This is a genomic window from Thermobifida cellulosilytica TB100, assembly GCF_001517975.1.
GTDB classification, from domain to species: Bacteria; Actinomycetota; Actinomycetes; order Streptosporangiales; family Streptosporangiaceae; genus Thermobifida; species Thermobifida cellulosilytica.
Genome location: NZ_KQ950180.1, coordinates 503,533 through 524,738 on the forward strand (window position 1 = coordinate 503,533; position 21,206 = coordinate 524,738).

General features: G+C 72.1%; 15 protein-coding genes. 3 read left to right on the forward strand and 12 right to left on the reverse strand.

Features of this window, described 5'->3' with window-relative positions; all coding sequences use genetic code 11:
• Window positions 1-228 precede the first annotated feature (228 nt).
• Window positions 229-1,782 (reverse strand): Asp-tRNA(Asn)/Glu-tRNA(Gln) amidotransferase subunit GatB, encoded by a 1,554-nt coding sequence (gatB, locus tag AC529_RS02140; RefSeq protein ID WP_083947868.1) that lies wholly within the window; start codon window positions 1,780-1,782, stop codon window positions 229-231.
• Window positions 1,783-2,144: 362 nt separating this feature from the next.
• On the opposite strand from gatB, the gene AC529_RS02145 reads away from it, so the two are divergent.
• Together AC529_RS02145 and AC529_RS02150 are read left to right on the forward strand one after the other, a co-directional pair.
• Complete coding sequence (locus AC529_RS02145; protein WP_068753230.1) at window positions 2,145-3,314, forward strand: thioester domain-containing protein; 1,170 nt, start codon at window positions 2,145-2,147, stop codon at window positions 3,312-3,314.
• Between the two features lie 586 nt (window positions 3,315-3,900).
• Entirely contained in the window at window positions 3,901-5,103 is a 1,203-nt protein-coding gene (locus AC529_RS02150; protein WP_394326424.1) for a thioester domain-containing protein, read from the forward strand.
• A gap of 173 nt (window positions 5,104-5,276) precedes the next feature.
• Here AC529_RS02150 and gatA read toward each other — a convergent pair whose 3' ends face one another.
• From gatA to mnmA, 7 genes are all read right to left on the reverse strand, one after another.
• Complete coding sequence (gatA, locus tag AC529_RS02155; RefSeq protein ID WP_068753231.1) at window positions 5,277-6,773, reverse strand: Asp-tRNA(Asn)/Glu-tRNA(Gln) amidotransferase subunit GatA; 1,497 nt, start codon at window positions 6,771-6,773, stop codon at window positions 5,277-5,279.
• Complete coding sequence (gene gatC, locus AC529_RS02160; RefSeq protein ID WP_068753232.1) at window positions 6,770-7,069, reverse strand: Asp-tRNA(Asn)/Glu-tRNA(Gln) amidotransferase subunit GatC; 300 nt, start codon at window positions 7,067-7,069, stop codon at window positions 6,770-6,772. Before gatC ends, gatA begins: the two co-directional genes overlap by 4 nt.
• 41 nt (window positions 7,070-7,110) lie before the next feature.
• Complete coding sequence (locus tag AC529_RS02165; RefSeq protein WP_068753233.1) at window positions 7,111-9,210, reverse strand: putative bifunctional diguanylate cyclase/phosphodiesterase; 2,100 nt, start codon at window positions 9,208-9,210, stop codon at window positions 7,111-7,113.
• Window positions 9,211-9,538: 328 nt separating this feature from the next.
• On the reverse strand, window positions 9,539-11,734 hold the full coding sequence (gene ligA / locus AC529_RS02170; RefSeq protein WP_068753234.1) for an NAD-dependent DNA ligase LigA: 2,196 nt from the start codon (window positions 11,732-11,734) through the stop codon (window positions 9,539-9,541).
• A gap of 16 nt (window positions 11,735-11,750) precedes the next feature.
• Window positions 11,751-12,779: a methionine synthase gene (locus tag AC529_RS02175; protein ID WP_068753235.1), complete on the reverse strand. Its 1,029-nt coding sequence runs from the start codon at window positions 12,777-12,779 to the stop codon at window positions 11,751-11,753.
• Window positions 12,780-12,994: 215 nt separating this feature from the next.
• A complete protein-coding gene (locus tag AC529_RS02180; RefSeq protein WP_068753236.1) occupies window positions 12,995-13,513 on the reverse strand; it encodes a DedA family protein in 519 nt (172 codons plus the stop codon).
• A gap of 98 nt (window positions 13,514-13,611) precedes the next feature.
• Complete coding sequence (mnmA, locus tag AC529_RS02185; protein ID WP_198156265.1) at window positions 13,612-14,706, reverse strand: tRNA 2-thiouridine(34) synthase MnmA; 1,095 nt, start codon at window positions 14,704-14,706, stop codon at window positions 13,612-13,614.
• 113 nt (window positions 14,707-14,819) lie between these two features.
• Here mnmA and AC529_RS02190 point away from each other — a divergent pair, with 113 nt between their 5' ends.
• Window positions 14,820-15,977, forward strand: coding sequence for a DUF695 domain-containing protein (locus tag AC529_RS02190; RefSeq protein ID WP_068753238.1), 1,158 nt, complete (start codon window positions 14,820-14,822; stop codon window positions 15,975-15,977).
• Window positions 15,978-16,033: 56 nt separating this feature from the next.
• Here the strand turns inward: AC529_RS02190 and AC529_RS02195 are convergent, their stop codons facing one another.
• From AC529_RS02195 to AC529_RS02210, 4 genes are all read right to left on the reverse strand, one after another.
• Entirely contained in the window at window positions 16,034-17,206 is a 1,173-nt protein-coding gene (locus AC529_RS02195) for a cysteine desulfurase family protein (protein WP_068753239.1), read from the reverse strand.
• Window positions 17,207-17,328: 122 nt separating this feature from the next.
• Window positions 17,329-18,273 (reverse strand): electron transfer flavoprotein subunit alpha/FixB family protein, encoded by a 945-nt coding sequence (locus AC529_RS02200; RefSeq protein WP_068753240.1) that lies wholly within the window; start codon window positions 18,271-18,273, stop codon window positions 17,329-17,331.
• Between the two features lie 27 nt (window positions 18,274-18,300).
• The gene (locus tag AC529_RS02205) at window positions 18,301-19,080 is read right to left on the reverse strand and encodes an electron transfer flavoprotein subunit beta/FixA family protein (RefSeq protein ID WP_068753241.1); all 780 of its coding nucleotides are present in this window, start codon (window positions 19,078-19,080) and stop codon (window positions 18,301-18,303) included.
• Between the two features lie 241 nt (window positions 19,081-19,321).
• The gene (locus AC529_RS02210) at window positions 19,322-21,199 is read right to left on the reverse strand and encodes a serine/threonine-protein kinase (protein WP_068753242.1); all 1,878 of its coding nucleotides are present in this window, start codon (window positions 21,197-21,199) and stop codon (window positions 19,322-19,324) included.
• Window positions 21,200-21,206: the final 7 nt, after the last annotated feature.

A 21,206-nucleotide genomic window follows, 5' to 3' on the forward strand; every position in this document is an offset into this window, starting at 1 on the left:
CGCGCTCCCGGCCCTCGTGCCCGAAGGTCGCGGGACCGGGCTGACCGGGCGCCCGGCGACCGGGGGTACGAGGTTCTCTCACGGCCTCCTCAGTGCTCTCAACGCTATTCCACCAAGGTCACGGGGAGGTTGAGAGCACAACGAGACTCGGTGACGCCTTGATCACGGTACGTAGCCACCCCTTGGGTGTGCCCGGCCTCCCCGGACGCCTCCGCAGGCGGCGGGCGCTCAGCCCTGGACGCCCAGCCTCTCCAGGATGAGCTGCCGGGCCCGTCCCGCGTCGGCCTGGCCCCTCGTGGCCTTCATCACAGCGCCGACCAGCGCGCCCACCGCGGCGATCTTGCCGTTGCGGACCTTCTCCGCGACGTCGGCGTTGGCGGCGATCGCCTGGTCGACGGCCTCGCCCAGGGCGGAGTCGTCGTTGACGACCCGCAGGCCGCGCGCTTCGACGACCTCGTCCGGCTCGCCCTCACCGGCGAGCACGCCGTCGACGACCTGCCGGGCCAGCTTGTTGGTGAGCGCCCCCTCGGCGACCAGCGCCACGACGCGGGCGACCTGGGCGGGGGTGATGGGCAGCTCGGCCAGCTCGGTCCCCTTCTCGGTGGCGCGCCGCGACAGCTCGTTCAGCCACCACTTGCGCGCCTCGGCCGGGGGGGCGCCCGCCGCGACGGTCTGCTCGACCAGGTCGATGGCGTCGGCGTTGACGAGGTCGCGCAGCTCCTTGTCGGTCAGGTTCCACTCGGCCTTGACCCGGCGCCGCTTGGCCGCGGGCAGCTCCGGCAGCCCGGCGCGGAGCTGCTCCACCCACGCGCGGTCGGGCGCGACCGGGACCAGGTCGGGGTCGGGGAAGTAGCGGTAGTCCTGCGCCTCCTCCTTGCTGCGCCCCGCGACGGTGGTGCCGGTGTTCTCCTGGAAGTGCCGGGTCTCCTGCACCACGCGCCCGCCCGCGGCCAGCACGCCGCCCTGGCGCTCGATCTCGTGGCGCACCGCGCGCTCGACGGAGCGCAGCGAGTTGACGTTCTTGGTCTCGGTCCGGGTCCCCCACTCCGTGGAGCCGCGCGGCATCAGCGAGACGTTGACGTCGCAGCGCAGCGAGCCCTCCTCCATCCGCACGTCGGAGATGCCCAGCGCGCGGACCAGGTCGCGCAGCTCGGTGACGTAGGCACGGGCCACCAGGGGGGCCAGCTCGCCGGTGTGCTCGATGGGCTTGGTGACGATCTCCAGCAGCGGGATGCCGGCGCGGTTGTAGTCGACGATGGAGTAGTCGGCGCCGTGGATGCGGCCGGTGGCCCCGCCGACGTGGGAGGTCTTGCCGGTGTCCTCCTCCATGTGGACGCGCTCGATGCCGATGCGGAACTCGCGCGGCCCGTCGGGGGTGTCCACCGTGACGTCGAGGTGGCCGTCGTAGCAGAGCGGCTCGTCGTACTGCGAGATCTGGTAGTTCTTCGGCATGTCCGGATAGAAGTAGTTCTTCCGGGCGAACCGGCACCACTCCGCGATGGAGCAGTTCAGCGCGAGCCCCAGGCGGATCGCGCTCTCCACGGCCTTGCCGTTGACGACCGGCAGCGCGCCCGGCAGCGCCAGGCACACCGGGCACACCTGGGTGTTGGGCTCGGCTCCGAAGGTGGTGGCGCAGGAGCAGAACATCTTCGAACGGGTGCCCAGTTCGACGTGGGTCTCCAGCCCAAGCACCGGCTCGTACCCGCGCAGCACCTCGTCGTAGGGCACAAGCGCCGGAGCGCCGCCCGTGGCGGAGTGGTTACTCGTCACCGCGCTACCCATCGCCGCACAACCCGCTTCCGTTGTCTTCCGAACCGCTCCCGCCCGGCGCTGCCCCACCGGACAGGACACACGTCGTCCAGCACACGCGACCCGCCGTCCCGGGCAGCGCGCCGGCGGGTACCTCTCCGAGCCTACCGATGCCCGGACGTGCGGACGACCTTCCGGGCCGCCGCTGTCCGGAATCCGGGGATGTCACGGGAAGCACACGATTGTTCTGCGGTTTTGCGTGGTGCGCGGCCCGTTCCCGCGACTCGGGTTAGGCTTTTACCGGGCCTCCTGTCATTCGCGTCGGCCTTCTCCGCCCCTGTACCAGGGCGCCTCGATCCTCTGTCACCACCGCTCTCTCGTTCCGGGAAGACATCGTGCCAAGCCTGCTGTTCCGCGCGCGGCGCGGACTGGCCGTCGTGGCCGCGGCCGTCCTCGTCTGCTGGGGGCTGTCCCAGCCCGCGGCGGCGGAGTCCACCACCATCGCCCGCGTGGACCGCAGGGGGACCCCCGGAGAGGACGTGCACTTCACCACCGGCGAGTCGGCCACCACCACGCTGTTCGAGCTGCGGGTCGACGACGACACGACGGTGGCCGCCTACTGCGTGGACCTCAGCCGCAACGTCGACCACCGGGCCGCCTACGCCGCGGCCGGCTGGCCCGAGCTTCCCGGGGCGGCCCGTGCCGGGGAGATCGTCTGGATCGTCCGCAACTCCTATCCCGCGCTGCCCCTGGAGCGCCTGGCCGAGCAGAGCGGGATCCCCAGCCTCAGCGTCGCACAGGCGATCGCGGGCACCCAGGCGGCGATCTGGCACCTCACCAACGGCACGCAGTTGCGGGCGGAGGGCGCCAACTCGGCCCAGGTGCGCGACCTCTACCGCTACCTGCTGGACCACGCCGCCCAGGCCCCCGAGCCGGAGGCCGCGCTGGACCTCACCCCCGCCGAGGTCGTGGGCGAGGCGGGCTCGTCGCTGGGGCCGCTGACCGTGCACACCACGAGTGAGGCGCCGGTGCGCCTGACCGTCAACGGGGCCGGGGAGGCCGTGCTGGTCGACGCGGACGGCTCCCCGGTCAGCGAGGCCCGCGACGGCGACGAGGTCCTGCTCGCCCTGCCGGCGACCGCCGAGGAGGGCGCGGCCACCGTCTACGCGCACGCCGCGGAGGCCCAGGTCCGCCCCGGCGTGGTCTACTCCGGCAAGGACGGCGTGGAGACCCAGCCCCTGGTGGTGGCCGAGGCGGCGATCGCCTCGCTCACGGTCTCGGCGAAGGTGAGCTGGAACCCGGCCTCCGCCGAGGCGGAGGCCGACGGCTCCGGACCGTCCGAGTCCGCCTCCCCGTCCCCGGCTCCGTCGCCCTCCGCCTCGGTGGCGGACCGGGCGGCGAGCCCGGTCCCGTCCGCCGCGGCGCCGGTCGTCGCCGAGGACAAGCGCGCCGACGCCGACCTGCCGATCACCGGCACCTGGCTGGGCGCGGTGGTGGCCGCGGCACTGGTGCTGCTGGGCGCGGGCGCGGTGGTGATCCTGGTGACACGGAACCGGCAGCGCTGACCCGTCCCCGGAGCGGGAGCGTGGGAGGGCGGCCGGATCCGGCCGCCCTCCCACGCTCCCGCCGGAAAAAATCGTCGATCGCCAGTAATCCACCCGCCGCTTTTGCGCGTCCTCTTCTTCCGGGACCGGAACGCCGTCATAAAAATTGATGACTCCCCGCGAATAGTACGCGGTTCAACCTCCCGCGGGATTTCAGCGTCCGCTCAGCTCAGAGCGGTTTTGCCCGGGCAGCCGGGAACGCCGGGCGGCCAATAGCACCTCACTCCGGCCAGCACAAGGACCAAAAGCTCATAAGCGGACTTTCTACTCACTGTCTTGGAAACATCGGATAAAGAGGGTTATTATCTGGCGGTGCGGTGATCAACCGCCTGGCGACTCCGGTGTCGATGTGCTGGCGAGCGACGACTGACGTCACACGTACCGACATCCGCGGTCCTTCTGATTCGACCGGACGCACACACCGAGACATCGTCCACCGAGCCGCCCCCCTCCGGCGCGATCCCCGCGCGAAACAGTCGCCGCACGCAGCGTCCCGCGCGGCGGGATCGCTTGTCCACACCCCTCGACAACCCTGGGATACGACTTGTTGACCACAGAATTCTCCCCTCGTACCCGTCGCGGTGTACGGCGCGCTCTGGTCTCCGTCGCCACCACCGCGACGGCCGCCTTCCTCGCGTTCGGCCTGGCGGCCGCCCCCGCCTCGGCCGACACCGGCGTGGACGCCCGGTACACGGGCAACATCGCCTCCGGCCACCAGTTGAAGTTCGAGGACGGCACGGTCGTCGGCACCACCCTGTTCAAGCTGACCTTCAGCGACGGCTCCACGATCCCCGCGTACTGCATCGACCTCGAGACCGCGATCAGGACCAACGCCGACTACGTCGAGGACGACTGGAGCAACTACCCCGGTGAGGGCGAGTTCGCCTCGTCCCAGCCCGGCAAGGTGCTGTGGATCCTCCAGAACTCCTACCCCACGGTCTCCGCCGAGGAGCTGGCCGAGAAGGCCGGCATTCCGGACCTGACCGAGAAGGACGCCCTCTCCGCGACCCAGGCCGCCATCTGGCACTACAGCAACGGCGCCGACCTGAAGCAGGACGGCAACCCCGAGGCGGTCTGGAAGCTCTACAAGTACCTGGTCGACAACGCCACCGAGATCCAGCAGGCCCCCGCCTCGCTGACCATCACCCCGAACGAGGCGTCCGGCGAGTCCGGCGGCTCCATCGGCGAGTTCACCGTCTCCACCACCGCCGACTCGGTTCCGCTGACCCTGGACGGCCCCGACGGCGTCAAGACCGTCGACCTCGACGGCAACCCGGTCTCCGAGGTGGGCAACGGCGACAAGTTCGCCGTACTGGTGCCGGAGGGCACCCCGGACGGCGAGGCCACCGTCAGCGCCTCCGTGACGGCGACGGTCGAGATCGGCCGCCTGTTCCGGGGCCTGGAGGGCACCCCGAAGACCCAGACCCTGATCTCCGCGGGCAAGACCTCGACCGAGGCCAGCGCCGAGGTGAAGGTCACCTGGACCGCGCCCAAGCCTTCCGAGACGCCCAGCCCGTCCCCCAGCGTCCCGGAGGAGTCGCCCACCCCGACTCCCAGCCCGTCGGACTCTCCTTCCCCGACTCCGCCCGCTGAGTCGCCGAAGCCGACTCCCCCGGCCAACCGGCCCGGCCTGCCCGTGACCGGTGCCGCGCTGGGCGGCCTGATCGCCGCCGCGGTCGTCGCGGTCGGCGGTGGCGGTGCCGCGATGTACCTGGCCCGCAAGCGCCGCAGCGGCGCGGACGACGCCTGATCTCCGCGTCACCGGCCCGCCGGTGACCCCGGCGGCCGCTGAGAGAGGCCCTGTCGCACCCGGTGCGGCGGGGCCTCTCCCGTGTCCGGGACCGGCCCGCGCACAGGACGGCAGAACGGCGGCGCCCCCGGGAGAGGGACTCCCGGGGGCGCCGCCGCGTCGTCGGTGCGCGCTCAGACCGCGTAGGAGCACCTGGACAGCAGGTCGCCGCCCCACCGGTCGCGCAGCGCCGCCTCCACGGCCGCACCCACCTGGTAGGCGCGGTCGTCGGCCAGCGCGGGCGCCATGACCTGGAGGCCCACCGGAAGATCGTCCTCGGGGGCCAGCCCGCACGGCACCGACAGCGCGGCGTTGCCCGCCAGGTTGGTCGGGATCGTGCACAGGTCGGCCAGGTACATCGCCATCGGGTCGTCGGTGCGCTCGCCCAGCGGGAACGCCGTGGTCGGCGTGGTGGGCGAGATCAGCACGTCGACGTGCTCGAAGGCAGCGTCGAAGTCGCGCTTGATGAGGGTGCGCACCTGCTGGGCCGAGCCGTAGTAGGCGTCGTAGTAGCCGCTGGACAGCGCGTAGGTGCCCAGGATGATGCGGCGCTTGACCTCCGGCCCGAAGCCCTGGGCGCGGGTCAGCGACATGACCTCCTCGGCGCTGCGGGTGCCGTCGTCGCCGACCCGCAGCCCGTAGCGCATCGCGTCGAAGCGGGCCAGGTTGGACGAGCACTCGCTGGGCGCGATGAGGTAGTAGGCCGCGAGCGCGGTGGTGAAGCTCGGACAGGACACCTCGACGACCTTGGCGCCCAGGGACTCCAGCAGCTCCACCGCCTCGGTGAAGCGTTGCAGGACGCCCGGCTGGTAGCCCTCTCCGGACAGCTCCTTGACCATGCCGATGCGCATGCCGGAGACGTCGGCGCGCCGGGCCGCCTCGACCACCGGGGGGACCGGCGCGTCCACCGAGGTGGAGTCGCGCGGGTCGTGCCCGGAGAACGCCTCGTGCAGCAGGGCCGCGTCCAGCACGTTGCGGGCGAACGGCCCCGGCGTGTCCAGCGAGGAGGCGAACGCGATCAGCCCGTAGCGCGAGGAGCTGCCGTAGGTGGGCTTGACGCCGACGAGGCCGCACACCGCTGCCGGCTGCCGGATGGAGCCGCCGGTGTCGGTGCCGGTCGCCAGCGGCGCCTCGAACGCGGCCACGGCGGCCGAGGAGCCGCCCGAGGAGCCGCCGGGGATGCGCTCGGTGTTCCACGGGTTGCGGGTGGGGCCGTAGGCGGAGTTCTCGGTGGAGGAGCCCATGGCGAACTCGTCCATGTTGGTCTTGCCGAGGATGACCAGCCCGGCGTCCCGCAGGCGCTCGGTGACGGTGGCGTCGTAGGGCGGCTGCCAGCCCTCCAGGATCTTGGAGGCGGCGGTGGTGGGCATGTCCTTGGTGGTGAAGACGTCCTTGTGCGCGACGGGCACCCCGGCCAGCGGGCCGAGCTCCTCGCCCGCGGCGCGCCGGGCGTCCACCGCGCGGGCCTGTTCCAGCGCCTTCTCCGCGGCGACGTGGAGGAAGGCGTGGATCTCGCCGTCGACCGCTTCGATCCGGTCCAGGTACGCCTGGGTGGCCTCGACCGCGGAGGTCTCGCCCGAGGCGATGGCCGCGCCGAGCTCGGCCGCGCTCAACCTGATCAGCTCGGTCACTCTTCCTCCCCCAGGATCTGCGGCACCCGGAACCGGCCGTCCTCCACCGCTGGGGCCTCCGCCAGCGCCTGGTCGGGGGTGAGGCCGGGCCTGACCTCGTCAGGACGGTAGACGTTGGTCAACGGCAGGGCGTGCGAGGTCGGCGGGATGTCGCCCTTGGCGACCTCCTGCACCTTGGCCACAGCGGAGATGATCACATCGAGCTGGGCGGCGAGCTGGTCGAGCTCGTCCTCGGGCAGCGCCAGCCGCGCCAACCGGGCGAGGTGCGCGACCTCATCACGGGTGATGGCGGACATGGATTGCAACCGTTCCTTCGGCAGATTCGGACAGGTCAATCCTATGGCTGCCGCGGGGTGGTCGGTGGCCGCACAGCGCCGCGCCAGGCCGCCCCGGCGCGTCCCCCCGGGGGGACGATCTCCAGGCCGCCGTGTTCGAGCAGCCACCCGGTGACGGCCCCGGCGTCCAACGGCGGGGCGAAGTAGCGGCCCTGCGCCGCGTAGCAGCCGAGGCCGCGCATCGCCGCGGCCTGCTCGGCGGTCTCGACCCCCTCGGCGATGGCGCGCAGCCCCAGGGAGCCCATCAGGTCCACGGCGGCGGCCACGATCACCCGGCCGTCGGAGCCGTCGGCCATGTGGCGCACGAACGACCCGTCGACCTTGACCTCGGTGACGGGGAGCCCGTTGAGGCGGGCCAGGGTGAAGTAGCCGGTGCCGAAGTCGTCCAGGGTCACCGTGACGCCCAGCTCCGCCAGGGCCATGATGGTGGGGACGACCGCCTCGGCGTCGGCGACCAGGGCGCGTTCGCTGATCTCCAGGCGCAGCGCCCTCGGCTCCAGCCGGTGCCGCCGCAGTCCGGCCTCGATGTTCTCCGGCAGGGTGGGGTCGCGCAGCTCCGGGGCGGACAGGTTGATCGCCACCGGCAGCGTGATGCCCTCGCTCCACCAGCGGGCGGTCTGCGCGCAGGTCATCTCGACGACCTCGTGCGTGAAGCTGCGCATGAGGTAGGACTGCTCGACCATCGGCACGAACTCCTCCGGCGGGAGGATGCCGCGGTTGCCGTGCCGCCAGCGCACCAGCGCCTCCAGCGCGACCACGCGGTCGTCGGCCAGGGAGACGATCGGCTGGTAGAACATCTCCAGTTCGTTCTCGATGAGCGCGCGGCGCAGTTCGCCGAACAGGCTCAGCCGGGCCGCGGAGTTGCGGTCCTTGTGCGGGGCGTACAGCTCGACGCCGGTGCGCTGCTCCTTGGCGACGTACATCGCCACGTCGGCGCGCTGCATCAGCAGCTCGAAGTCCGGGGCGTGGTTGGGGTACAGCGCGATGCCGATGCTGGCCTCCAGGTCGAAGTCCATGCCGTCCAGGCGCATCGGCTCGGCCAGGGCGACCCGCAGCCGCGCGGCGACCTCGCGGGCCGAGGCGGCGTCGCGGACCTGGGGCAGCAGGACCGCGAACTCGTCCCCGCCCAGCCGCGCCACCAGGTCGCCGGGGCGCACGCTGCGGGTGAGGCGGTGCGCGACCGTCTGGAGCAGCCGGTCGCCGGTGGGGTGCCCCAGGGTGTCGTTGACCTCCTTAAAGCGGTCCAGGTCGAGCAGGAGCAGGCCGACGCGCTGGCGGCGCTCCTGCGCCTCGCTGAGCGCCTCCTGGGTGCGCAGGATCAGCAGCTTGCGGTTGGCCAGCCCGGTGAGCTCGTCGTGGTTGGCCTGGTACTCGCGCTTCACCGACAGCGAGGCGCTGCTGTACAGCGCGGCCAGCGGGAAGAAGAACAGCGGGACCAGCCAGACCGAGTGCGCCATGGTGACGACCACCAGCGGCGCCAGGCTGAGCAGGACTCCGGCGACGAAGAGGCGGTAGCCGAGGTCCTTCACCAGCACCCGGTACAGCGGGGTGCGCTCGTGCATGGCGACCGCGCACTCGACCAGGAGCAGGTTGGTGACGAAGTAGGCGACCGCGGCCAGGACGACCACCATCAACTGGGTCCCCTCGGGCACCCACGACGACATCGGCAGGCGGGGGTAGACCAGTTGGATGACGGCGTCGGCGACGCCGAAGCTCAGCGTGTACTGGGCGATGTTGAAGACGATGCGGTGCGGCGCGTGGCCGCGGGCCAGGCCCGCCAGCAGTGATCCGACCGCCTGGACCAGGCCGGCGATCGGCAGCCCGTAGTAGATGACGAGGGCGAAGGAGAAGGGCAGCGAGGTGGGGGCGCTGCCGCCCGCGGGCCGCTGTGCGGCGATGGGACGCAGTTCGCCGATGATCACCATGCACAGCAGAACCCACACGAGCGGCTCGGTGGCGAACGCCTGGAGTCGGTCTCCCCCCAGCCAGACCAGGGACACGACGAGGAGAACGCAGCCTGCCACCGTGGTGCTGGCAAGGTACAGCCACAGCGGCGTCCCGACCCGGGGGCCGACATCCCGGGTGTTGTTGGGATCTTTCATGACGTCCTCGGGATGGTTCGTGGAACGCGTGGCGGCCGAAGTTCCCCCTCCGCCTCCTCGCGCCCCGCACGGGCTCTGACGCGACCGTTCCGGCCACCCTCCCCATGGCCGACAACCAGTCGTAGACGGCTTGGACCGCTGCTGACCAGCTTACGCCGTTTCGTCACCAGGTGTCGCTGGTCGCAGACTTTAGGTAAACCGAAGACCGCAGCGGGCCCACCCTCCCTCCACGGCGGCCCCTGCCGGGTGATTTCCTGAGCGCGTATCGTATTACTTCACTGGCCTGGTAAGACAGGGCCTCCCAGGGCGGTTTCTGCTGACGCGGCGCTCAGGACGCCGCGGGCTCCTCCGGGGCCAGGCGCAGGTTCGTGGCCACTTCCGGCCCCTGGGCGAGCAGAACCTCGAACCCCGCCTCGTCGAGGATCGGCACCCCCAGTTTGACCGCCTTGTCGTACTTGCTGCCGGGGTTGGCCCCCACCACGACGAAGTCGGTCTTCTTCGACACCGAGCCGGTGACCTTGCCGCCGAGCTCCTGCACCGCCTCCTTGGCGCCGTCGCGGCTGTACTTCTCCAGCGAGCCGGTGACCACCACGGTGACGCCGTCCAGCAGGCGCGGCCCCTCGTCGGCGCCCTCCTCCGCCATACGGACCCCGGCGGCCCGCCACTTCTCGACGATCTCGCGGTGCCAGTCGACCGAGAACCAGTCGACGATGGAGCGCGCGATGGTCGGGCCGATCCCCTCGACCGCGACCAGCTCCTCCTCGCTGGCCTGGGCGATGGCGTCCAGGGAGCGGAAGTGCCGGGCGAGGTCCTCCGCCGCGCGCGGGCCGACGTGCCGGATGGACAGCGCGACCAGCACCCGCCACAGCGGACGCCGCTTGGCCGCCTCCAACTGCTCGAACAGCTTCTCGACGGTCTTCTTCGGCTCGCCCTTCTGGTTGGCGAAGAAGGTCACCACCTTGGGCTTGCCGGTCTTCGGGTCGAGCTTCGGCTCGGCGGTGTCGGGGTCGAGCACCAGGGTGCGGATCGGCAGCAACTGCTCGACGGTGAGGTCGAACAGGTCCCCCTCGTCGCGCAGCGGCGGCTCGGCCGGCTCCAGCGGCTGGGTCAGGGCGGTGGCCGCCACGTAGCCCAGCGCCTCGATGTCGAGGGCCTTGCGCCCGGCGATGAAGAACAGCCGCTCCCGCAACTGCCCCTTGCAGTAGCGGGTGTTGGGGCAGCGCAGGTCGACGTCGCCCTCCTTCTGCTGGCCGAGCGGGCTGCCGCACTCGGGGCACTCGGAGGGCATCACGAAGGGCCGTTCGGCGCCGGTGCGCTTCTCCACGACCGGTCCCACGACCTCGGGGATGACGTCCCCGGCCTTGCGCACCACCACGGTGTCGCCGATCAGCACGCCCTTGCGGGCGACCTCCTGGGCGTTGTGCAGGGTGGCGAACTCGACCTCGGACCCGGCGACCCGCACCGGCTCCAGCACCGCGTACGGCGTGACCCGGCCGGTGCGGCCCACGCTGGTCTTGATGTCGAGCAGCGTGGTGGTGACCTCCTCCGGCGGGTACTTGTAGGCGATCGCCCAGCGCGGGGCCCGGCTGGTGGAGCCGAGGCGGCGTTGCAGCGCGACGTCGTCGACCTTCACCACCACGCCGTCGATCTCGTACTCGGGGTCGTGGCGGTGCTCGGCGTAGTAGGCGATGTAGGCGCGCACCTCCTCGAGGCTGGAGACCACCCTGGTGCGGTCGCTGACCGGCAGCCCCCAGGCGGCCAGCAGCTCGTAGGACTGCGACTGGTGGGTGATGGTGACCCCGCGGTGCGCGCCGACGCCGTGCACGAGCATGCTCAGCGGCCGGGAGGCGGTGACGCGGGGGTCCTTCTGCCGCAGCGACCCGGCCGCGGCGTTGCGGGGGTTGGCGAACGGCGGCTTGCCCTCGTCGGCGAGCCGGGCGTTGAGCTCCTCGAACGCCGCGGCGGGCAGGAACACCTCGCCGCGCACCTCCAGCAGCTCGGGTGCGGGGTGCACGGACTCGTCCAGCCGGAGCGGGACCGCGTCGATGGTGCGGATGTTGAGGGTGATGTCCTCGCCGACCCGGCCGTCCCCGCGGGTGGCGGCGCGCACCAGGCGGCCCCGCTCGTACACCAGGTCCACGGCCAGGCCGTCGATCTTGAGCTCGCACAGGAACGCCTCGACCGGGACCTCGGCGCCGACCCGCTGCGCCCACGCGGCCAGTTGCTCGTCGTCGAACGCGTTGTCCAGGCTCTGCATCCGCTCCAGGTGCTCCACCGGGGCGAACTCGTTGCTGATGGGCGCGCCGACCTTCTGGGTAGGCGAGTCGGGCGTGACCAGGGACGGGTAGCGGGCCTCCAGCTCCCGCAGCTCCGCCATCATCCGGTCGTACTCGGCGTCGGAGATCACCGGCGAGCCCAGGTAGTAGCGGTAGCTGTGGTCGTCGAGGTCCTGACTCAGCCGCGCGTGCTGCTCCCGCACGTCGGCGGGGACGTCGTCGGCGGAGATCGGGTCTGGTGCGCTCACGCACGCGTCCTTTCGTTCACTGCCGGGGCCGCGGCTCGTCCCGTAGCACCCGTGCCGCCTCCCGACACAGGTCGAGTGCTGCGCGGGCGTGGGCCGGGGACGCCCCGGCCAGCCCGCACACCGGGGTGATGACCACGTCGCGGGAGGCCTGCTCGGGGTCGAAGCCGATCCGGTGCCACAGTTCACGTACCGGTTCGACAGTATCGACCGGGAGTGACAATCGGCGGTCGACGGCGGGCACCACGCCGAGGAGGAGTCCCACACCGGACTCCACCGCCACCCCGATGGCCTCGTCGGACTCGCGGGTCAGTTGGGTGGCGTCGAGGCTGAGGGCGCGCGCCCCGGAGCGGCGCAGCAGGTCGACGGGGACCCGCGGGGCGCAGCAGTGCACCAGCGGGTGGGCGCCCGCGTCGCTGATCGCGCCGAACAGCGCGCGCAGCCGCTCCTCGACCACGACCCGGTCCACCGCGCGCAGTCGGCCGTAGCCGCTGGCGGTGGGCACCGAACCGGTGAGCACGGCGGGCAGGGACGGCTCGTCGACCTGGACGAGGAGGTCCGCCCCGGGCACCCGGGAGCGCACGTCGGCCAGGTGGGCGAGCAGCCCTTCCAGGAGGGACTCGCACAGGTCCGCGACCGCGCCGGGGTCGGCCAGCATCTTCTCGCCGCCGCGCAGCTCGACCGACGCGGCCATCGTCCACAGCCCGGTGACCTGCACCTTGAACGGCCCGGAGTACTCGGCGGCGTGCTCCTCCAGGGCGTCCAGGTCCCAGGAGAGGTAGCTGCGCGCCCGTACCAGGTCGCGTCCCGCGCGCTGGGTGACCCGCCATCCCGAGGGCTGCACCTCGATCGGGAGCTCCACCAGCAGCGCTCCGGTGCGGCCGATCATGTCGGCTCCGGCCCCCCGTCCGGGCAGTTCCGGCAGGTGCGGCAGGAGGGGGAGTTCTCCCAGGACCGTGCGGACGGCCTCGCCCGGCTCGGTCCCGGGCCAGGACCCGATCCCGGTGGAGGTCCCGGGTTGCCAGGGGTGACGCTGCTGCTCGTTCACGAGGGATCAGAGTAGAGCACTGTGCCCCGTGCCCCGGGACGCCGACCGGCCAACGCCCAGAGCACGGCCCGCGCGAGGCGGATCGCCGTCCCGCTGGCCCGAACGGCGGCCTCGGCGCCCACCTCGGCTGACCCCGCAACAACGACCATGTCCCCAGCGCCATGGGGCAACGCCGAACATGGCACTGGGGACATGGTCGCGGGGCGGGGCCGGTGCTACTTCACCGTGGTGGCGGCCGGTTCCGGCTGTGCCCCGCCCTCGGCCGGTGCGGTCGCCCTGCGGCGGCGCCACGCGACGACGGCGGCGGCCGCGGCGAGGACCGCGGCCGTGACGGCCACGGCCAGCCACGGCGAGTGCAGGAACAGCCCCCACCAGGCGGCGAGGACCGCCATGCCGCCGAGGCTGTAGACCGCGGCCCAGGCCAGGCAGCCCAGGAACATGGCGACGAGGTAGCGGCCGAAGCGCATGCGCATGGCGCCGGAGGTGAGGTTGACCGCGGTCTGGATGCCGACGGTCAGGAAGCAGAGCGTGACGGCGGGCGGGCCGAACCGGTTGATGAGGTTCTCGGCCCGGACCAGGCGGGGGCCGATGTGCTGGCCGATCCGCGAGCGGTGGACTCCGGCGCCGAGGCCGCGCCCGAGCCAGTAGGTGGCCTGCGCCCTGGCGAAGACGATGCCGAGCAGGGAGCAGTAGACCACCCAGAACGGACGCCCTTCCAGGAACTCGTACGGCATACAGCCCTCCCCAACACTCCGGGAGAACTATGTTATGCCTAACCTAACTTCTGGGAACAGAGCCGGACGAAAAGAACATCAAGGACTTTTGCCACAAATCACTGGGTGTTCTGACTCGCTACGGTCCGCTGCGCCCGGGAGGTGGCGTCGATCGTCGCCGACCCCATCACCACGTCGCCGTCGTAGAGCACCGCGGCCTGGCCCCGGGCCACCCCGGTGGCGGGCTCGTCGAGCAGGATCTCCAGCCGCCCCTCGTGCTGCCGGGCCCGACAGGGGTACACCTCGCCGTGGGCGCGCAACTGCACGGTGAACGGCGTCCACTCCTGCGGCGGCTCGCACCCGGACCACACCGGGCGCTCCCCGACGATGCGGTCCACCGCCAGCGCCTCGCGCGGTCCCACGGTCACCGTGTTGCTCACCGGCTCGATCGACAGCACGTACCGGCGGTTAGGCGCGCCGCTGAGGTTGAGCCCCCGCCGCTGGCCGACGGTGAACGTGTGCGCGCCGTTGTGCTGCCCCACCACCGCGCCGGTCTCGTCCACGATGGGACCGGGCGCGGTGCCGAGCCGCCGCCCCAGGAAGCCGCTGGTGTCGCCGTCGGCGATGAAGCAGATGTCGTGGCTGTCGGGCTTGTCGGCCACCGCCAGGCCGCGGCGCGCCGCCTCGGCGCGGACCTCGGCCTTGGTGCAGTCGCCCAGCGGGAACATGGCGTGCGCGATCTGCTCGCGGGTGAGCACCGCCAGCACGTAGGACTGGTCCTTGGCCCGGTCCACGCTGCGCCGCAGCCTGCCGTTGTCGAGCCGCACGTGGTGCCCGGTGCACACCGCGTCGAAGCCGAGCGCCAGCGCCCGCTCCAGCACCGCCTGGAACTTGATCTTCTCGTTGCAGCGCAGGCACGGGTTGGGGGTGCGTCCGGCCGCGTACTCGGCGACGAAGTCCTGCACGACGTCGCGGTCGAACTCCTCGGCCATGTCCCACACGTAGAACGGGATGCCGATCACGTCGGCGGCCCGGCGGGCGTCCCGGGAGTCCTCGACGGTGCAGCAGCCGCGCGCCCCCGTCCGGTAGGACTGGGGGTTGGCCGACAGGGCCAGGTGCACGCCGGTGACGTCGTGCCCGGCCTCGACGGCGCGCGCGGCGGCCACGGCGGAATCCACGCCGCCCGACATGGCGGCCAGTACTCGCAGAGTCATAGCCCTTCCAGCCTAAGCGCTCCGCGCGACCGCCCCCACCGGTTTGTCGGGCGGATCGCGACGCCACCGGATCCACGGCCGGATACACCCCCGGACTCTGCGAAAATCGGGGTATGGCTCTGTTCCGTCGCCGCCGCTCAGCAGACTCCGAGTCCGCCGTCGCCATCGACGACTTCTGGTCCTCCTGGGGTGACCTGCGCGCCGCCCTGGCCGAGTCCGTCGACTCGGAGACCCCCGTCCCCGCCGAGGTCGCCCAGCAACTGGACGAGCGGGTGCGGCGGATCCACCCCTCCCTCGGCTGGGAGGTGTCCCGCGCGCCCGAGCCGGGCCCCGCCGAGCCGGGCTCGCCCTTCGAGTCCCTGGACAGCCCCGAGGCGCTGCTGGCGAGCCTGGAGGACGAGCCCGCCTCGGCGCGCGCGCCCTACGCGCTGACCCTGCGCGCCGGAGCCGACGACGAGGCCCGGGTGCTGGCCGAGCGCTGGTACCGCGCCGCCCCCGAGGACGCCGACTGGGCGTTCTTCCCCGCGCGGCCCGCCGACCACGCCCGGCTCAGCCGGACGGTGTCCTGGAACGACCACGAACTCGACCTGGCGCACACGTCGGTGTCGCTGCGGGTGGACCACGCCAGCGGCCGCATCGAGGCCGGTGTCTACCACCCCGACTTCATGTTCCTGCCGGAGGAGACCCAGCAGGAGGTCGCCGAGCACGTGGTGCTGCTGGCGGTGGGCGAGGACGACCGGGTGCGCTGGGTCTCCTCGGTGAAGCCGCTGGTGGAAAAGCCCCTCGACCCGCTGCCGCCGACCACGATCCCGTCGGTGGTGCGGCAGTTGTCCGGGATGGGCGGTGGCGGCGGCTGGGTGACCCTACAGGGCCGCATCCCGCTGCGGGGGGCGCTGCAACTGTCGGCGCGCTATCCGCTGCACCGCCGCGACTACCCCGCGCTCACCCTGTACACGCAGGTCATGGTCTCCTACACGGAGGCCGACGAGGACCGCCTGCCCACCGGCAGCTCGGCGTCGGCGCTGGAGGCCTACGTCCTGGGACTGCGCGAGATGCTCGGCGCCAACGGCGCGCTGTTCGCCGTCCAGACCGTCGGCGGGCAGCGGGTCTTCCACTTCTACCTGGACCCGGAGTCGGGCATCCTGCCCGAGTTCGAGAAGGCCGCCCGGGGCTGGTCGGAGGGCCGGGTGTTCGTCACCAGCACCCTGGACCCCGAGTGGCGCACCATCGACCAGATCCTCAAGCCGATCAGGAAGCAGCTGGGGCGCTGAGCCGTCCGCCGCGGCGGCCTCCGCTTCCCCGCCGGAGGTCCCGGTGCCCGGCGCGGTCAGCTCCTCCGTCGGGCGCGGGCCTCCCGGGCCCGCTCCACGGCCGGGCCGATGGCCTCGGCCAGCGCCTTGACGTCGTCGGCGGTGGAGTCGCGGCCCAGGGAGAAGCGCAGCGCCTCCCGCGCGGTGTCGGGGTCGGCGCCCATCGCCAGCAGCACGTGGCTGGCCTGGGCGACCCCCGCCGTGCAGGCCGAGCCGGCGGAGCAGCAGATGCCCCGGGCGTCCAGCAGCATGAGCAGGGCGTCGCCCTCGCAGCCGGGGAAGCCGAGGTTGGCGATGCCCGCCAGGCGCTCGGTGGGGTGGCCGTTGACCCGGACGTCGGGGACCGCCGCGCGCACCGCGGCGACCAGCTCGTCGCGGAGCGCCGCCACGTGGGCCGTGTGCTCGGCCCGCTCGGCGACGGCGAGGCGCACCGCGGTGGCGAAGCCGCGCAGCAGCGGCGTGGTCAGCGTCCCGGAGCGGATGTCGCGTTCCTGGCCGCCGCCGTGCAGCATCGGCACCGGGTCGACGCCGCGGGCCAGCAGCAGCGCTCCGACGCCGACCGGTCCGCCCAGCTTGTGCCCGGTGAGGCTGAGCGCCGACACGCCGCTGGCGGCGAAGTCGACCTCCTCGGCCCCCACCGCCTGCACCGCGTCGGTGTGGAACCAGATGCCGTACTCGGCGGCGACCGCGGCGAGCTCCGCGACCGGCTGGACGGTCCCGACCTCGTTGTTGGCCCACATCACCGAGACCAGCGCCACGTCGGCCGGGTCGCGTTCGATCGCCGCGCGCAGCGTCTCGGGGGAGAGCCGCCCGCAGGCGTCCACGGGCAGCTCCTCGACGACCGCGCCCTGGTGGTCGGCCATCCAGCGGGCCGGGTCGAGGACGGCGTGGTGCTCGACCGCGCTGACGAGGATGCGCCGCCGAGCCGGGTCCTGCGCGTTGCGCGCCCAGTACAGGCCCTTGACCGCGAGGTTGTCGGCTTCGGTGCCGCCGCTGGTGAACACCACCTCGTGCGGGGTGCAGCCCAGCGCGTCGGCGACGGTCTCGCGGGCCTCCTCCACCACGCGGCGGGCCTGCCGTCCGGCCGCGTGCAGGGAGGACGCGTTTCCGAGGACGCCGAACCCGTCCGTCAGGTCCGCGAGCACCTCGGGGCGGACCGGAGTCGTGGCGGCGTGGTCGAGATAAACCATGGCGTCTTCAGGATACGGCCGCGTTCCGGGCGGCACGCCGCGCGCCGGTCCCGGTACGCGGACACGGCGGCGGCCCCGGGCCGGGGTCTCCGGCCGGGGCCGCCGCCGTGTGTGCGGGGCGCCTACTTGCGCTTGTTGATCTCCTCGGTCAACTGCGGAGCGACCTTGTGGAGGTCGCCGATGACCGCGAAGTCGGAGATCTCCAGGATCGGCGCCTCGGGGTCCTTGTTGACGGCGACGATCGTCTTGGAGGTCTGCATGCCCGCCCGGTGCTGGATCGCACCGGAGATGCCCAGGGCGATGTACAGGTTGGGCGAGACGGTCTTGCCGGTCTGGCCGACCTGGAAGGCGTGCGGGTACCAACCAGCGTCGACAGCGGCACGGGAGGCGCCCACGGCGGCGCCCAGCGCGTCGGCGAGGTTCTCCACGACGGAGAAGTCCTCGCTGCCCACGCCGCGGCCGCCGGAGACCACGATCGCGGCCTCGGTGAGCTCCGGACGGGCGCCCTTCTCCTGCTTGACCCGGTCGGTGATCCGAGCGGCCTTGGCGGCCTCGGAGATCTCGATCTCGACGGCCTCCACGGCGGCGGCGCCGGAGGCGGGCTCGGCCGGGACGGCGTTCGGGCGCACGGCCACCACGGGAACGCCCTTGGTGACCTTGGCGTGGGTGATGACGGCGCCACCGAAGATGGAGTGCTCGGCGACCAGCTCGGGGGTGATGTCCACCACGTCGGTGAGGACACCGGATCCCAGCTTGACCGCGGTGCGTCCGGCGATCTCCTTGTTCTCGGCGGTGGCCGAGACCAGGACCGCGGCGGCGGACTTGTCGGTGGCGAGCTTGGCCAGCAGCTCGGCCTTGGGTGCCACGACGTAGTCGTCGAGCTCGGCGGGAGCGGTGTAGACCTTCTCCGCGCCGTACTCGCCGAGCTTGGCCACCAGCTCGTCGGTGGCCTCTCCCACGACCACCGCCGAGGGCTCGCCGACGCGGCGGGCGGCGGTGAGCAGCTCCAGCGTGACCTTCTTGACCTGTCCGTCGACGTGGTCGACGAGGACGAGGACCTCAGCCATGTTCTCTTCCCCTCTCTCGTCTCGTCGCTACACGAACTTCTTGGCGGCCAGGAAGTCGGCGATCTGGATGCCGCCGCTGCCCTCGTCCTTGACGACGGTGCCCGCGGCGCGCGGCGGGGCCGCGGCGAAGTCGACGACCGCAGTGGTGGCGTTGGCCAGGCCGACCTTGGCGGGGTCAATGTTGGCCTCGGCGATGCCGAGCTTGGTGACCGGCTTCTTCTTGGCGGCCATGATGAGCTTGAACGACGGGTAGCGCGGTTCGTTGATCTTCTCGACCACCGAGACGACGGCCGGCAGGGTGGCCTCGACCACCTGGTAGCCGTCGTCGGTCTGGCGCTGGATCTTCACCGCCGAGCCGTCGATGTCGACCTTGCCCGCCAGGGTGAGCTGCGGCAGGCCCAGGTACTCGGCCAGGGCCGCGCCGACCACGCCGGTGCGCGCGTCGGTGGACTCCGAGCCCAGGATGACCAGGTCGTACTCGAGGGTGCCCAGCGCCTGCGCGATGGCGTAGGCGGTCTGCAACGCGTCGGAGCCCGCCAGGGCCTCGTCGCTGACGTGCACGGCCTTGTCGGCGCCCATGGAGAGGGCCTTGCGGATGGAGTCCGTGGCCTGCTCGGGGCCGAGGGTGAGGATGGTCACCTCTCCGCCGTGCTTCTCCTTGAGGAGCAGCGCCTCTTCGATGGCGTACTCGTCGAGTTCGTTGATCACGCCGTCGGATGCGGCACGGTCCACCGTGCTGTCCGCCGGGTTGAGTTTGCGTTCGGTCTCGGTGTCCGGGACCTGCTTGACCAAGACGACAATGTTCATGCCGGTGGTCGACCTCCCTGCCCTTGTCTGCGCCGCCCTCGTGGGCGGCCGGGGACGCGGGCGCGTCCGTGGTTTCTCCCCAAGAGTGCCAAACACCCGAGCAGAATTCTGAAGCGGGTCGGTGTTAGCACCCCTGTCCCGCCGGGGCGGTCTGCGCTCCTGCCCCCCACCATATGTTACTGGCTAGTAGCATATGGCGCGACCCCGGGCAGCGTCCCACTTCTTGCAGGGTATGCGCAGGTCAGGAGCCGAACCACTCCGAGGGGCCGGGAATCGGGTCCCAGGCCGGGACCAACTGCACCCCGAACACCACCAGGAACAGCGCGAGCAGGCTCACCGCGACGATGACACCCCAGTAGAGGTAGACGTTGCGGATGGTGATCTTGCCGACCAGCCACCGCGACTGGCGCTGCGCCCCCCGCGCGTGCGGGCCGAACAGGAAGTTCATCAGCACCACGAGGCCCACCGCCCAGGCCCCCACCGCGTTCGCCGAGTTGTTCCCGCTGACCATGCCGATGGCGATGCCCACCACGATCCCGGCGAGCAGGTACCCCAGGCCGTAGAGCGAGGCGTGCCCCAGGGTGCGCAGCAGCGCCCACGGCATGCTCAGCGCCACGACCACGTTGTCGGAGCTGCGCGGACCGCGCTCGTGCAGGCGGCGGGCGTGCTCCCGCCTGGCCAGGTCCAGCCCGCCCAGGACGGTGACCACGAGGGTGCCCAGGACCAGGCCGATGGTCGGCAGCATGAGGCTGAGGCCCACGATGCCCAGTGCCACCGGGACCACCATGATCCACGGCAGGCGTCTGGCCTCCGCCTCCTCGTACTCGTCGTAGTCGTCGTCGCCGAAGTAGTCGCTGATCCGGTCCTCGCCCCTGCGGTGGGCGCGGAACCGCTCCAGCAGGCTCGGCGGCTCGTCGTCGTAGTCGTCGGAGGAGCGGTTCCTGCCCTCGTAGTCGACGGGGGTCAGGATGTCGCGGAACTCCTCCGGGCGCAGCGTGGCGTCGTAGTAGTAGGCGTCGGAACGGCGTCCCGCGTCGTCCTCGTCGTCCTCCTCGCCGAAGCCCTCCGCGGCGACCATGGTCTGGTCCGGGGCCGCCATGGTCTGGTCGGGGGCGACCATCGTCTGGTCCGGGGCGACCGCGGTGCGCTCCGGGACTCCGGCGCTCTCGGCCACCGCGGTGCGGGCCTCCTCCTCCGGAGCGGGCGCCGGCGTCGGCGCGGACTCCGGCAGGTCCGCGGCGACCGTGTGCGTCCCGGTGGCTCCGGACGGCAGGTAGGCGTCCTCCACCCAGGGCAGGTCCAGGTTGAGCTTCTCGGTCTCGGCCACCAGTTGGGCGGCGGTGGGCCGGGACCGGGGGTTGCGCCGCACCGCCGCCTGGACGAGCGGACGCAGCGCGTCCGGAATGCCGTCCAGGCTGATCTCGCCGTTGAGGATGCGGAAGAAGATCACCTCGAAGGCGCCCGCGCCGTAGGGCGGCTTGCCGGTGGCGGCGAACGCGACGGTGGCGCCCCAGGCGTGGATGTCGGTGGCCGGGCTCAGGTCCGACCCCTCGATGACCTCGGGCGACAGGTAGCTGGGCGTGCCGACGAAGGTGCCGGTCTGGGTGAGCTTGGAGCCGTCCACCGCGTAGGCGATGCCGAAGTCGATGATGATCGGCTCGCCGTTGGAGATGATCACGTTGCCGGGCTTGAGGTCGCGGTGGATGACCTCGGCGGCGTGGATGTCGCGCAGCGCCCGCGCCAGTCCGGTGACCACGCGGGTCAGCGCGCGGCCGCGCAGCGGACCGTGGTTGGTCACGGTGGAGTCCAGGGTCGGGCCGGGGATGTACTCGGTGACCACCCAGGGCAGCGGCGCGCTGGTGTCGGCGTCGATCACCTCGGCGACGTTGCGGCTGCGCACCCGCTGCATGGTCATGACCTCGCGGGCCAGCCGGGCGCGGGCGATGTCGTCGCCCGCCACCTCCGCGCGCAGCACTTTGACCGCGACCAGGCGGTCCTCAGGGTCTACGGCCTGATACACGACGCCCATACCGCCGTGGCCGATGCGCCGACGGATCTTGTACGGGCCGATGTACTCCGGCAGCTCCTCGCCATCGGGGAATCCTGCCGCCATTGCCATAGTGATC